This is a genomic window from Campylobacter concisus, from assembly GCF_002913765.1.
GTDB classification, from domain to species: domain Bacteria; phylum Campylobacterota; class Campylobacteria; order Campylobacterales; family Campylobacteraceae; genus Campylobacter_A; species Campylobacter_A concisus_BB.
This window is the reverse complement of the sequence record NZ_PPCH01000007.1, coordinates 322168-335233: the sequence shown is the minus strand read 5'-3', so window position 1 is coordinate 335233 and position 13066 is coordinate 322168. Positions and strand designations below refer to the sequence as shown.

14 protein-coding genes are annotated in these 13066 nt (G+C 42.5%); 7 read left to right on the top strand and 7 right to left on the bottom strand.

Annotated features, from left to right (window positions below):
- The 4 genes from CYO89_RS02255 to mraY all read right to left on the bottom strand — a co-directional run.
- On the bottom strand, positions 1 to 1014 hold a 1014-nt coding region (locus CYO89_RS02255), incomplete at its 3' end, for a hypothetical protein (RefSeq protein ID WP_141090714.1).
- 148 nt (positions 1015 to 1162) lie between these two features.
- Positions 1163 to 2380, bottom strand: coding sequence for a UDP-N-acetylmuramoyl-L-alanine--D-glutamate ligase (gene murD, locus CYO89_RS02250; protein WP_103596989.1), 1218 nt, complete (start codon positions 2378 to 2380; stop codon positions 1163 to 1165).
- A 4-nt stretch (positions 2381 to 2384) separates the two neighbouring features.
- Positions 2385 to 2900: a hypothetical protein gene (locus CYO89_RS02245; RefSeq protein WP_103596988.1), complete on the bottom strand. Its 516-nt coding sequence runs from the start codon at positions 2898 to 2900 to the stop codon at positions 2385 to 2387.
- A gap of 3 nt (positions 2901 to 2903) precedes the next feature.
- Positions 2904 to 3968, bottom strand: a complete 1065-nt coding sequence (gene mraY / locus CYO89_RS02240) for a phospho-N-acetylmuramoyl-pentapeptide-transferase (protein WP_002941305.1) — start codon at positions 3966 to 3968, stop codon at positions 2904 to 2906.
- Positions 3969 to 4047: 79 nt separating this feature from the next.
- Between mraY and gpmI the strand changes: the two genes are divergently transcribed.
- The 7 genes from gpmI (at position 4048) to CYO89_RS02205 (ending at position 10707) form a co-directional block, all read left to right on the top strand.
- Positions 4048 to 5511 carry a 2,3-bisphosphoglycerate-independent phosphoglycerate mutase gene (gpmI, locus tag CYO89_RS02235; RefSeq protein ID WP_103596987.1) on the top strand — a complete coding sequence of 488 codons (1464 nt, stop codon included), beginning with the start codon at positions 4048 to 4050 and terminating at the stop codon, positions 5509 to 5511.
- A gap of 36 nt (positions 5512 to 5547) precedes the next feature.
- Positions 5548 to 6291 (top strand): 3-oxoacyl-ACP reductase FabG, encoded by a 744-nt coding sequence (gene fabG, locus CYO89_RS02230; RefSeq protein WP_009294788.1) that lies wholly within the window; start codon positions 5548 to 5550, stop codon positions 6289 to 6291.
- A gap of 86 nt (positions 6292 to 6377) precedes the next feature.
- Positions 6378 to 6611 carry an acyl carrier protein gene (gene acpP, locus CYO89_RS02225; protein ID WP_002941395.1) on the top strand — a complete coding sequence of 78 codons (234 nt, stop codon included), beginning with the start codon at positions 6378 to 6380 and terminating at the stop codon, positions 6609 to 6611.
- Positions 6612 to 6645: 34 nt separating this feature from the next.
- Positions 6646 to 7857, top strand: coding sequence for a beta-ketoacyl-ACP synthase II (locus tag CYO89_RS02220; RefSeq protein WP_021085320.1), 1212 nt, complete (start codon positions 6646 to 6648; stop codon positions 7855 to 7857).
- Between the two features lies 1 nt (position 7858).
- Positions 7859 to 8794 (top strand): acetyl-CoA carboxylase carboxyl transferase subunit alpha, encoded by a 936-nt coding sequence (accA, locus tag CYO89_RS02215; RefSeq protein WP_002941254.1) that lies wholly within the window; start codon positions 7859 to 7861, stop codon positions 8792 to 8794.
- Between the two features lie 204 nt (positions 8795 to 8998).
- Positions 8999 to 9853 carry a CbrC family protein gene (locus CYO89_RS02210; protein WP_103596986.1) on the top strand — a complete coding sequence of 285 codons (855 nt, stop codon included), beginning with the start codon at positions 8999 to 9001 and terminating at the stop codon, positions 9851 to 9853.
- 11 nt (positions 9854 to 9864) lie between these two features.
- Positions 9865 to 10707 (top strand): YwqG family protein, encoded by an 843-nt coding sequence (locus CYO89_RS02205; protein WP_103596985.1) that lies wholly within the window; start codon positions 9865 to 9867, stop codon positions 10705 to 10707.
- 459 nt (positions 10708 to 11166) lie between these two features.
- On the opposite strand, the gene CYO89_RS02200 is transcribed toward CYO89_RS02205, so the two are convergent.
- From CYO89_RS02200 to CYO89_RS02190, 3 genes are all read right to left on the bottom strand, one after another.
- Positions 11167 to 11364: a hypothetical protein gene (locus tag CYO89_RS02200; protein ID WP_258032495.1), complete on the bottom strand. Its 198-nt coding sequence runs from the start codon at positions 11362 to 11364 to the stop codon at positions 11167 to 11169.
- 101 nt (positions 11365 to 11465) lie between these two features.
- On the bottom strand, positions 11466 to 11870 hold the full coding sequence (locus tag CYO89_RS02195) for a cyclophilin-like fold protein (protein ID WP_103596984.1): 405 nt from the start codon (positions 11868 to 11870) through the stop codon (positions 11466 to 11468).
- Positions 11871 to 11885: 15 nt separating this feature from the next.
- Positions 11886 to 13034 carry an iron-containing alcohol dehydrogenase gene (locus CYO89_RS02190; RefSeq protein ID WP_103596983.1) on the bottom strand — a complete coding sequence of 383 codons (1149 nt, stop codon included), beginning with the start codon at positions 13032 to 13034 and terminating at the stop codon, positions 11886 to 11888.
- Positions 13035 to 13066 lie beyond the last annotated feature (32 nt).

The window sequence follows — 13066 nt, the reverse complement described above, 5'->3', positions numbered from 1 at the left end:
GGTTAAATTTACGCAGTAGATATTTTCGGTACTAAATTTATTTGATGTTTGGGAGGCTAAAAGAGAATTTAGCTTATCGGCAAATGGCTTAAATAGCTCCTCGCACTTTGAAGCGGTGCTGTTTGATCTCTCTTCGTCTTTTTGCATAAATTCTAAATGAGTGACGTCTTCTTTGTGCTCTTTGCCGTTTTTGTGTTTTGTGACATACGTAGCTTTAGAGATATTTAGGTGGGTAAAGATGTCTATGCACTCGCCAAAGCTGACGCGCTCCATGCTAGCCGCACTAGATGAGTCGCTTAGAGCTCTGTTGTTTTCGTCTGACTCATAAAGGCCAAACTGAGCTGATATCTTTTTTCTTAAAAGTTTAAGGTTGTGTGGATTATCACCGCTAAAGCTCTCGAAAGCAAGCCAAAACCACGCTTTAAAGCGACTTTTGCTCTTAATGAAGCTTGCTAAGGCCGGGTCGATGTTTTTCTTGCTACTTATGTGAAGCAGGGCTAAAAGCGCCACATTCTCTTTTGAGATCTGTGACGTCCCAGATGAAGTGAGCTTGACCTCTTCTAAATTTGCAAGTGATGAGCCTCTTAGCTTATCTTGTATATCAGCTGCTAGTGGCTTTAGCTTGGACTCTAAAATGGCATTTAACTGCTCATCTTGGCTAAATTTAAACTCAGGCAACGACTCTGCACTAGCGCCGCCAGATGCCTTTGCGTAAGCAGCCCTTGCGGCGTCATTTATATTGTTAAAAAGCTTTTCTGTATCTATCTTTGAAACAACAGTTTTGGTTGTAGTATCGGTTATGGCTTTTCTAACAGCCTCGATCACTTTTGCTTTGCTAGCACCATAAATCTGAGCGCATATCGCGTCTAGATCGTCTTTGAGGCTAAAGCTATATCCCATAAGTAACTTGTCGTCAGAGATGAAAGGCTTATTGATGTCGGCACTATATGATAGTTTGATGATATCTATTAAGTTTTCTTTAAAATTTGCATCATTTCTAGGGGTAATTGGCATAAAATTCTTCCTTAATTTTTTCGCCAAATATTAGCATAAACTTAAAAAGTATTCAATAAAAAACTCTTATAGAGAAAATTTTTGCTTTTTTCTTTAAATTTAGTGACAAAATTTAGACAAAACGCCAAGATCTAAAAATAGCTTAAACTCAAAGAGCCCTTATAAACTCTTTAAATTTATCTCCTCGCTCGGCGTAGCTCTTAAACTGATCAAGGCTCGCAGCTGCTGGGCTTAGAAGCGCTATCTCGCCACTTTTAAGCTCTTTGCTTATCTCATTTACAGCGTTTTGTAAAAAGTCGCATTTTAGAGCAGGGATACCAAATTCATCGGATAAATTCATAAGCTTGTCGCTGTTTGAGCCGATGGCGTAAATTTTGACCTTAAGACCCTTTAAATTTTCAAAGAGCTCATCCATGCTAACGCCCTTGTCGTCGCCGCCTAAGATTAGGTGCATGAAGTGGTCTTTGTAGCGTTTTACAGCTTGAATGCTGGCGTCTATGTTGGTCGCTTTTGTGTCGTTTACCCAAGTTCGCCCCATTTTGTCGGTGAGCTCTTCAAGCTTGTTTGCCTCGATGACAAATGTGTTTAAAAGTGCCACGTCGCAGCGGTCAAATAAAATTTTCTCCACCGCAAGTGCCAGCAGTGCATCAAGCAAAAATGGCGTTTTAAAGGCTATATCGTCTAAATTTACACCGCAAAAACGAGCAAGATCGCTCTCATCTTTATAGGCGATCACTTTGGCTTTGGTCGGCGTGCTAGCGTAAATTTCAGGCACGATCGCTACGCTAGTTTCGCTCATGCTAGCAAGCGGCTTTAGCTTTGCCTTTTCGTACTCGCTCATGTTGCCATGCCAGCTTAGATGGTCTGGAGTGATCGGCAAAAGCACGTAAATTCCTGGTGTGGCGCGGTTTGTGTAGTGAAGCGTAAATGAGCTAGTCTCAAGTATCCAAATTTTAGTGTGCGGGTCTAAATTTGCCAGCGCGATACCGACGTTTCCGCCCATCACTGAGCCCTTGCTCTCTAGCAGGTGCTGCATCATCTTTGTAGTCGTCGTCTTGCCGTTTGTGCCGCTTATCCAGACGTTAAATGGCAAATGCGCCTTGTAAATTTCATAAAAATAGTCATATTCGCTAACTAAATTTTTAGCTTTTTTGATAAGCTCGTGGTGAGGCGGGATGCCCGGGCTTGGTATCTCTAGGCCGCTTTTTGCTGGGTCAAATTCGCTAACTGGCAAAAGAGCGTTGCCAAACTCATCTTTTGAAATTTCGCTAAATTTATCATCATAGATATCCCAAAAGCCGTCGTTTACGAAGTTTTTAGCGATAGCTTTTGTCGTGCCACCATAGCCAAATAGTGATTTTCTCATGCTTTTATCCTCTTTTGCCCCATAAAATTTCTACTATCTCATTAGCACTTAGCTCACGCATCACGCCGTCTATTTTTTGCCGTTCAAAGAGCTCAAATCTAAACGTATCAGCAAAATTTAGCTTCAAAAACTCTGCAAAATATGCGCCTTTGCAGGCAAATTTTACTCTTATATAAAATGCCTCTAAAAAATCATCATCAAATTTAGGCACAGGCGCCAACATGCGCTCTACGATCACGCTAAGTTCGTCTTTTGTTATATCAGGCACCAGTTTTGGCTCTGGCAGGGCGATGTCAAAGGCTAAATTCTCAGCCCCCTCGGCCTCCCACCACTCATGCAGGCTAAATTTACTCATATCCTTGCCGCTTATCTTGGCTAGACGCTCTTTAACTTTGCGGTACTCTTCGCCGTCCTCATCGTCATTTTCGTCGCAAAAGTCGGTGTAGGCTAAAATTTGCTCCAAAATTTCATCATATTTTTTTCTAGCACTCTCAAAGTCAGGCTCTATCTGCGCTCGCATGATCTACCTGATCTTTAGCGCCGTTAGTGCGATCAAATTTGCCAAAAGCGCGATAATCCAAAAGCGCACGATGATCTTATTTTCTGCCCAGCCTTTTATCTCAAAATGGTGATGTATAGGCGCCATGAGGAAAATTCTGCGTTTAAAAATTTTAAAGCTACCCACCTGCAAGATGACGCTTAGTGTCTCAACGACAAAGATGAGACCGATGATAATGAGCAAAATTTCATTTTTGGTCGCAACGCCCATAAAACCGATATATGCACCAACGCTTAGGCTGCCGCTATCGCCCATAAAGACTTCAGCCGGATGGCAGTTAAACCACAAAAAGCCCATGAGCGAGCCAATGAGCGCAGAGGCTACGACGACGCTCTCGCCAACGCCTGCGATCTTTGGTAAAAGCAGGTATGAGCTAAAGACAGCGTGGCCGCAGATGTAGGCAAAAACGCCAAGTGTTAGAAGTGAAAATATCGATGGCACGGCAGCAAGTCCGTCAAGTCCGTCTGTTAAATTTACCGCATTTGAGGCTGCGACGATGACAAGCGTCCAAAAGAAAATGGCAAAAATTTTCATATCAAAGATCGGCTGCTTGTAAAATGGCAGGTAAAACTCGGTGTTTAGCTCTTTGCTAAAGTAGAGAAATGCTGCGAGTAAAAAGGCGATGAGAAACTGAAAAAAGAGCTTTGCCTTTGGGCTTAGGCCGGCGTGGTTTTTCGCACCTAAAATTTTGCTGTAGTCATCCTTGTAGCCAAGCAGAGTAAAGCAAACTAGGCAAAAGAGCGAGGCTAGCACGAAAGCGTTATCAAGCCTAGCACAGATGATCGTAGCGATCACGGCTGTAAAGACAAAGACAAGTCCGCCCATGGTTGGCGTTTTAGCCTTTTTTTGGTGAGTTTGCGGGGCAAGCTCGTAGATAGGCTGAGCGGCGTTTTTTGCCTTTGCCCAGGCGATAAATTTAGGCATCAGATAAGCTGTCAAGATAAATGCTATGAAAAACGCGATGCCAGCGCGAACGGTGATATACTGAAAGATATTAAAATTTAAAATTTCGTAGATATAGTAAAACATAGGGGCCTTTATTTTAAAAAAAAGCAATTTTAGTATAATGGCCTTAAAAATTATCTAAATTTAAGGATAAAATTTAAAAATGGCTCAAAAAACTATACTTATAATAACTGATGGCATTGGATCAAACAAAAATGGTAAATTTAACGCATTTGAGGCGGCAAAAAAGCCAAACTACGATAAATTTTTTAAAGAAATTCCAAACTCACTCATAAAAACTTCTGGAAACGCTGTGGGACTACCTGAAGGGCAGATGGGAAATAGCGAAGTAGGGCACATGTGCATAGGAAGTGGGCGAGTTTTATATCAAAATTTGGTCAAAATTTCACGCGGCTTTAATGACGGCTCAGTAGCAGAAAATGAAGTGCTAAAAGCTCTTTTTAAAAAGTGCAAAAAAATCCACGTCATAGGGCTTTATAGCGACGGTGGCGTGCACTCTCACATGGAGCATTTTGATGGCATGTGCGAGCTTGCTAGCAAAAATGGCTGCGAAGTTTTTGCCCACGCTATAACCGACGGACGTGACGTTAGCCCAAATAGCGGTCTAAATTTCATAAAAAGCTTGGAGGCTAAATTTAAGGTAGCAACCGTTTGCGGCAGATTTTACGCGATGGATAGAGATAAACGCTGGGAGCGCGTAAAAGAGGCCTATGATAGCTTGGTAAAGGGAGCAAATTTAAGCAGCTTATCGCCAAGCGAGTATCTACAAAAAAGCTACGATGATGGCGTGACAGACGAGTTTGTAAAGCCAGCAAGCTTTAATGGCTTTAGTGGCATGGGCGAAGATGACGGCGTGATCTTTATAAATTTTAGAAATGATAGGGCAAGAGAGATTTGCCAGGCTCTAGGCGAAGAGAAATTTAGCGAGTTTGAGCGACCTTTTGCTATTAAAAATTTAATCACCATGACCGAATACGACGCAAATTTTAAATTTGAAGTGCTCTTTAAAAATGAAAAGATAAAAAACACTCTAAGCGAGGTCATAGCAGCTGCTGGACTAAGGCAGCTTCACACGGCTGAGACTGAAAAATACGCCCACGTAACATTTTTCTTTAATGGTGGCGTCGAGGAGCTAGCGAGCAACGAAACAAGGGTGCTAATCCCTAGTCCAAAGGTCAAAACCTACGACGAAAAGCCAGAGATGAGCGCTGCTGAGGTTTGCAAAGCCGTGCTAAAGGGCATGGATGATGAGCAAGACTTTATCGTGGTAAATTTCGCAAATGGCGATATGGTGGGACACACTGGCAACTACGAGGCTGCTATAAAGGCGGTTGAAGCAGTGGACACGGCTCTTGGAGAAATTTGCGCCAAGGCAAAAGAGAAAAACTACGCGATGATCATCACGAGCGATCACGGAAACTGCGAAGAGATGCGTGATAGCAGCGGTGAGCTACTGACAAACCACACAACTTATGACGTCTTTTGCTTTGTGATGGCTGATGGGGTTAAAGAGCTAAAAAATGGCGGCCTAAACAACATCGCGCCTAGTGTTTTAAAGCTCATGGGGCTTGAAATTCCAGCTGAAATGGACGAGGCGTTATTTTAAATTTGATAATATAAGCAAAATTTATAAGGAGAAACTATGAAATTTAGCGGAAAAAACGTGCTAATAACAGGTGCAAGCAGAGGTATCGGCGCACAAATCGCAAAGACGCTTGCAAATATGGGCTTAAAAGTGTGGATAAACTATCGCTCAAAGCCTGAAGTAGCAGACGCTTTGCAGGCTGAAATCGAGCAAAATGGAGGCAAGGCTGCAGTGATAAAATTTGACGCGACAGATGAAGATGAGTTTATAAAAGGTATAAATTTGATAGTTGATAGCGACGGCGAGCTAAGCTACCTCGTAAATAACGCTGGTATCACAAATGACAAACTAGCGCTTCGCATGAAAACTAGCGAATTTACAGATGTGATAAATGCAAATTTAACTTCAGCTTTCATAGGATGCAGAGAGGCTTTAAAAGTGATGAGTAAAAAGCGCTTTGGAGCAGTCGTAAACGTCGCATCTATCGTCGGTGAGATGGGAAATGCTGGACAGGTGAATTATTCAGCCAGCAAGGGCGGACTAATTGCCATGAGCAAGAGCTTTGCAAAAGAGGGTGCGAGTAGAAATATCCGCTTTAACAGCGTAACTCCGGGCTTTATCGAGACTGATATGACGCATGGACTAAGTGACGAGGTGAAAAAAACTTATAGCGATAATATCCCGCTAAAACGCTTTGGTAGCGCTAGCGAGGTGGCTGAGGCTGTGGCATTTTTACTAAGTGATCACGCGAGCTACGTGACTGGCGAGACGCTAAAAATAAACGGCGGACTTTATATGTAATGAAATTTCAACAAGTTTTGAAATTTAAAATAAATAAAAGCGTAAATATTATAAGATAACAGACATTTTTTATAAGGAGACCTTAAATGGCAGTATTTGAAGACGTAAGAGATGTAGTTGTAGAGCAACTAAGCGTAGATCCACAAGCGGTAAAACTAGAGTCTAAAATCATCGAAGATTTAGGCGCTGATTCACTTGACGTTGTAGAGCTAGTTATGGCTTTAGAAGAGAAATTTGAAGTAGAAATTCCTGATAGCGAAGCAGAGAAATTAGTAAGCATTCAAGACGTTGTAAATTATATAGAAAAACTAGGCAAATAATTTAAATTTGCATAGTTTGATTTAAGGAGATGTATTGAAACGAGTCGTTGTAACTGGTATTGGCATGATAAACGCACTTGGTCTTGATAAAGAGAGCTCTTTTAAGGCTATTTGCGAGGGTAAAACAGGTGTGAAAGAGATCACGAGCTTTGATGTAAGCGAATTCCCTGTTAAAATTGCTGCCGAGATAACTGATTTTGATCCAAATAGCATTTTAGACGGCAAAGAGGTGAAAAAAGTAGATCGTTTCATACAGCTTGGCATAAAAGCATCTAATGAAGCTATGGCTGATGCAAATTTTAAGGAGTTTGATGCTCATAAATTTGGCGTTAGCTCAGCTGCTGGCATAGGTGGTTTGCCAAATATTGAGAAAAACTCAATCACATATTTTGAAAAAGGTGTAAAGAGAATTTCACCATTTTTCATCCCATCTGCACTTGTAAATATGCTAGGTGGCATAGTTTCAATAAATCACGGACTAAAAGGTCCAAATTTATCAAGCGTAACAGCTTGTGCAGCAAGCACTCATGCGATATCACAAGCTGCAAAATGCATAATGATCGGTCAAGCAACAAATATGCTAGTTATCGGTGCTGAGTCAACTATTTGCGGCGTTGGTATAGGTGGTTTTGCAGCGATGAAAGCACTCTCAACTAGAAATGATGAGCCAAGCAAAGCTTCAAGACCATTTGATGCAAACCGCGATGGCTTTGTAATGGGCGAAGGCGCTGGCGCACTTGTGCTTGAAGAGTATGAGTCAGCTGTTGCAAGAGGTGCTAAAATTTACGCTGAAGTAGTTGGCTTTGGTGAGAGCGGAGACGCACACCACATCACATCACCAACACTTGAAGGTCCATTAAGCGCGATGAAACAAGCACTTGATATGGCAAAAGGCGTAAAGATAGACTATGTCAATGCACATGGTACTTCAACACCAGTAAATGATAAAAATGAGACAGCTGCACTAAAGGCTGTTTTTGGTGATAAATGCCCACCAGTTAGTTCAACTAAAGGTCAGACTGGACACTGCTTAGGTGGTGCTGGTGCGATCGAGGCTGTCATATCTATAATGGCAATGAGAGATGGCATCATCCCTCCAACGATAAACTACGAAACGCCAGATCCAGATTGCGATCTAGACTACGTTCCAAATAAAGCTAGAAAAGCTGATATAAAAGCTGTTATGAGCAACTCATTTGGCTTTGGCGGAACAAACGGCGTCGTGATATTTAAAAAGTTGGATTAAGATGTCAAATTATTTAGATTTTGAAAAGAGCATAAAGCAAATTGATGAAGATATAGCAAATGCTAAGATCAGAGGCGATGAACATGCTGTTGAAATTTTAAATAAGAACCTATCTAAAGAGATATCAAAAGTATATAAAAATTTAAACGAATATCAACGTTTACAACTTGCTCGTCATCCAGATAGACCATACGCTATTGATTATATAAATTCATTTTTAGTTGATGGCTATGAGATCCATGGCGACAGGGCATTTCGCGACGACCCAGCAATAGTCTGCTACATCGGCTATATCGGAGGCAAAAAGGCTGTCGTTATAGGTGAGCAAAAAGGTCGTGGCACTAAAAATAAACTAAAAAGAAATTTTGGTATGCCTCATCCGGAGGGTTACCGAAAGGCTTTACGCGTAGCAAAATTGGCTGAGAAATTTAACCTACCTATCTTATTTTTGATAGACACTCCGGGCGCATATCCTGGTGTTGGCGCTGAAGAGCGAGGTCAAAGTGAAGCCATAGCTAGAAATTTATTTGAATTTGCAAATTTAAAAACTCCAATAATAGCTGTCGTTATCGGCGAAGGCGGAAGTGGCGGTGCTTTAGCTATTGGTGTGGCTGATAGACTTGCTATGATGAAAAACTCTGTCTTTTCAGTCATCTCGCCAGAGGGTTGTGCAGCGATACTTTGGAATGACCCAGCTAAACAAGAGCAAGCCACAAAATCTATGAAGATAACGGCTGATGACTTAAAAAATTTATCGCTTATAGATGACGTGATAAACGAGCCGATAAATGGAGCTCATAGAGATAAAGATGGTGCCGCAAAAGCACTTGCAAACTACTTCATCTCAGAGCTAGCCGAGCTTGAGAAGCTTGATATAAACGAGCTTGTCGCAAAAAGAATAGACAAAATCCTCTCTATCGGGGCTTACGAAGAGTAAAATTTATAGTCGCAAGTGAGTTAAAAGTTTAAGTAAATTCGCTTGTGGCTCTCCTTGATGCTAAATTTAATGTACCTTTTTTTAAATTTTAAAAATTAAACAATTTTATATTTTTATCCCACTCTTTTAAATTTTAATAACTCATCTATGCGACTTTTAAGTGTTTAAAGCTAAAATTCTTAGCAAATTTCATAAAGGCTATTTGTGGATAAATTTCAAGAAAAATATATAAAGCTTTCAAAAGATTACTACAAAAATAACGGCAATGCAGCGAGCGTAGAGGCTTTGTATCAGTTCAAAGAAGAGCTTGAGGCAAGCGAGGATATGCAGGCAAAGAAAGTTCTGGTAGATCTTTATCAGCTTTTGTCTATGCAAAAGAGTGCTTACGAGCTACTTTTAAAGATACACGATAAAAACGACAAAAAGCAGCTAAAAACGCTTGGCTACCTCACGCAGTTTGTGGATGAAGGCGACAAATGGGCGGTGCCAAGGCCAAAGAGCAAAGAGCAAATTTTGGCTCAAAAGGCAAAGGCTGCCACCTTGTCAAAATTTCGCTATCACCCAGAGCCATTAAAAACTGGCGCATTTAAAGATGATATGAGTGTCATCTGCGAGTGTTGCGGTAAAAACACAGAAATTTATTACAACAATGGCGTCTATAGCGAGCAAGACGTCACCTATCTTTGCCCAGCCTGCATCGCAAATGGCGAAGCTGCTCATAAATTTGACGCTACCTTTGTGCAGGGCGCCGACAAACTCGCCACAGATGACGCCACAAAAGATAAGGAGCTCTTTGAAAGAACACCTGGCTATGAGAGCTGGCAGGGCGAGCACTGGGTGGCGTGCTGTGATGATTATTGCGCATTTTTGGGCGATGTGGGCACGAAGGAGCTTGAGGAGCTCGGCATTGCAGACGAGGTCTTTGCGGACTACGCAAAAAGAGACGATTACGACGTGAAAATGGCTCGCGAGCTACTCGTAGCGGGCGGCGATTTTGCTGGGTATTTGTTTCGCTGCTTGCACTGCAAAAAGTATCACATCTACATTGATGCTTGCTAGAAAGGGAAAATATGGATCTAAATGAAATTTATAAAGGCTGCAAAGAGCGCGGTTTGGAGGGGCTTTTCGAGTTTTTAAAGCCAATGGCCAAAAATGCTATAAAGATAGATACGCAGGCTAAAGATGACGGTGATATCGTTGTTGGAGCGTCTAAATTTGGCGGGCAGCCAGATCTACCAGCTAGCGTGCCTTGGCCATCAAATGAAAACGGCACGCTTAGCTTTGTGGCGCAGATAAATTTTGCTGAAGCTAGCAAATTTGACACCGACGGGTTACTACCAAAAAGTGGCATGCTCTATCTTTTCTATGATATAAATTTACGCATTTGGGGTTACGACCCTGCTGATAAAAAGGGCTTTGCCGTGATCTTTAGTGAGGCAGCTCAAGACCAGCTTGCTCGACAAAATGTGGATAGCGGAAATTTCACATTTGGCGCACGCTCTCTTAGCTTTAGAAACGAGCAAAATTTGCCAAGTTTGCAAAGCTCGCTTGTGCCATTTGGCAAATTTAGCGAGGAGGAGTGGGAGGCCTATCACGAGATTATCGAGCCAAGCTGGCAGGCCAAAGAAAACAAGCTCCTTGGTCACTCTGACAACATTCAAGATGGCATGGAGCTAGAGTGCGAGCTCGTGGCAAATGGCCTTGACTGCGGCGATGGCAGCGCTTATCACCACCCAAATATCGCGGAGTTTGAGAAAAATGCCGCCCAGTGGCAGCTGCTTTTGCAGATAGATAGCGACTGGGATAGCGACATGGACTGGGACGGAGAGGGCAGAGTTTATCTATGGATAAAGAGGGACGACCTGGCGGCGCGCGACTTTAGCAAGACGTGGCTAGTTTTGCAGACGAGCTAGGGGCGAAATTTAGCCAAAAGCTTTTGATATGCATCTGGTAGTAAAATTATTATTGCTGTTTTTGGCACGCTATCTAAATTTTGCGATTAGAGCGTGTGAATTTAAAGGCAAATGACAGATGAAATTTATACTGGCTAGATCAAATTTAAAATTTTTTGTAATTTGCCGCCAGTTAAATTTACCTTGCAAGTGACTTTTGCTACCAAACTAGTGGCTCATCGCTAAAATTTCCAGCGCCCTTTATGTTCTTTAAATTTCTGCTTGGCTAATCATCTCGCTCTTTGAGTGAATTTTTGCAATCTTTTATTAGTTATACTTGCAATTTTTTGGTGCAACCACTAAAAAGTTAGCCATATGCACAAAGTGCCTCATTTTACTGCAAAAGCTCTTTCTACCGTCATTGGCAAATAAAATATACCAAAATCAAAGGCAAATTTTTGATCAATTTCGTATTTTTCTTCATTTAAATGCTTTATCTACGTTATTTTTTTGCTGTCCGCTGCGCCGGTGTAAATTTTGCCCTGCGGGATGTGTATGCCACGCCGTGCGAACTCCGCGCGGACAAAGCACTAGCGCTGCTCCTGCGTTTGCATAAGGTGTCGCACCAGAAAGCAGCGTGACTTTTGGCAGACCGTCTGCAAAAATTTTACTACTCACCTTGTCGTGGGTGGCAGTTGTCTTTTTTAACTAAAATTTAAGCGTTTTAATTTTATTGATCAAGATTTTCAAGCATCCTAAAATTTATATTATTTTACTAACTAGATCTTGATCTGCCCGTCTTTTGCGACCGAGCTCACGTCGCCCTCGATCACGCCTAAGCGCACGATGCCTTCATAATAGGGCTGGTAGCCGTAGTAGATGACAAAGTTGTTCCACGGAGCAAAGTACGAGATCTCGCCTTTTTTGCCGTCGCTGCCGCTCGGAGCGCCTCTTGTATCAAGCGGTTTTGGCAGCTTAGCGACCTTTTCGTGTCCGCCGTAGTCCTCTAAATTTAGTGTTAGCGGCAGCTGTGCGGCAAAGCTTCTTGCTGCTGCCGTATCGTCTAGGATAGCCGTCGCTTCGCTGTTAGAGCTCTTTAGGATTATCTTTAAATTTTGCATTTTCTCTCCTGCTGCCAAATTTAACCCCGCAAAAAGCATTAAAACGGCTAAAAATTTTCTCATTTTCTCTCCTTAAAATTATTTTGCCAGTTCAAGGATTTGGACGATATTTTTCTTTGGATAGAGCTCTTGCATCGCCCACGCCTTTGCGTTTTCATAGGCAACACCCGCGATCTCATTTATAAGCGCCTCGCTATCTATCTTTAGCTGCGATAGACTTGTTGGAGTGCCTATTTTGTCAAACCACACTTTTAGCGCCTCTATGCCCTCATCTGCGGTTTTAAGCCCAAAAATTTCTCTCGCAAAACGCTCAAATACACCTAAATTTCTATCCTTATACCACTTCATCCACGCAGGCATCACTACGCTAAGTCCCGCTCCGTGCGCACAGTCTGTTACCGCACTCATCGCATGCTCGATCATGTGATTTGGATACTCGATGCCTGAAGTACCGACCATAGTTATGCCATTTAGCGCCATCGTCGCAGCCCAGGCAAACTCAGCTCTAGCGTCGTAGTCATCAGGGTTTGCGAGTAAAATTTCAGTCGTTCGGATGATAGTTTTGATGTTTGCTTCTACCTGCATTCTGGCGATTAGCGGATAGTTTGTAGCTGTGAAATAGCCCTCGATGCTGTGCGCGATAACGTCGCTTGCGCTATAAACTAGATAGTCGCGGCTGACGGTGGCTTGTAGCTGCGGGTTTACGACAGATACTTTTGGGAAAAGGCACGGCGCGCCCAGATGAAGCTTTAGTTTAGCCGCTTCGTTGGTCACAACGCCGTTTTGATTCATCTCAGAGCCAGTTGCCGCTAGCGTGATGATGTCAAATACCATGAGCGACTCGGCCGGATTTTTACCTACGAAAAAGTCCCACACGTCGCCATCGTATTTAGCTCCGGCAGCGACTGCCTTTGCAGAGTCTAGCACCGAGCCACCGCCAACAGCCAGCACGCTATCGGCGCCAAATTCGCGTGCTATTTTGATCGCTTCATTTACTTTGCTTAGCACCGGGTTTGACTTTACGCCGCCAAGCTCAGTAAATTCGATGCCATTTGCTTTTAGACTATCGGTAGCTACGCCAAGCAGACCGCTCTTTTTTACGCGCTCACTACCATATAGCACAAGGGCTTTTTTAGCACCAAATTCTCTCATATACTCGCCGATATGAGCCTCTTTGCCTTTGCCAAATTCTATTCTTACTGGGTTATAAAATGTAAAATTTTCCATTGTTTTCCTTTCTAAATTTACCCCTGCAAGAT

Coding starts and splice junctions, on each gene's coding strand:
- CYO89_RS02245 (WP_103596988.1), bottom strand. CDS start 2,900: ATGCGAGCGCAGATAGAGCCTGACTTTGAGAGTGCTAGAAAAAAATAT.
- murD (WP_103596989.1), bottom strand. CDS start 2,380: ATGAGAAAATCACTATTTGGCTATGGTGGCACGACAAAAGCTATCGCT.
- fabG (WP_009294788.1), top strand. CDS start 5,548: ATGAAATTTAGCGGAAAAAACGTGCTAATAACAGGTGCAAGCAGAGGT.
- mraY (WP_002941305.1), bottom strand. CDS start 3,968: ATGTTTTACTATATCTACGAAATTTTAAATTTTAATATCTTTCAGTAT.
- accA (WP_002941254.1), top strand. CDS start 7,859: ATGTCAAATTATTTAGATTTTGAAAAGAGCATAAAGCAAATTGATGAA.
- CYO89_RS02205 (WP_103596985.1), top strand. CDS start 9,865: ATGGATCTAAATGAAATTTATAAAGGCTGCAAAGAGCGCGGTTTGGAG.
- CYO89_RS02195 (WP_103596984.1), bottom strand. CDS start 11,870: ATGAGAAAATTTTTAGCCGTTTTAATGCTTTTTGCGGGGTTAAATTTG.
- gpmI (WP_103596987.1), top strand. CDS start 4,048: ATGGCTCAAAAAACTATACTTATAATAACTGATGGCATTGGATCAAAC.
- CYO89_RS02190 (WP_103596983.1), bottom strand. CDS start 13,034: ATGGAAAATTTTACATTTTATAACCCAGTAAGAATAGAATTTGGCAAA.
- acpP (WP_002941395.1), top strand. CDS start 6,378: ATGGCAGTATTTGAAGACGTAAGAGATGTAGTTGTAGAGCAACTAAGC.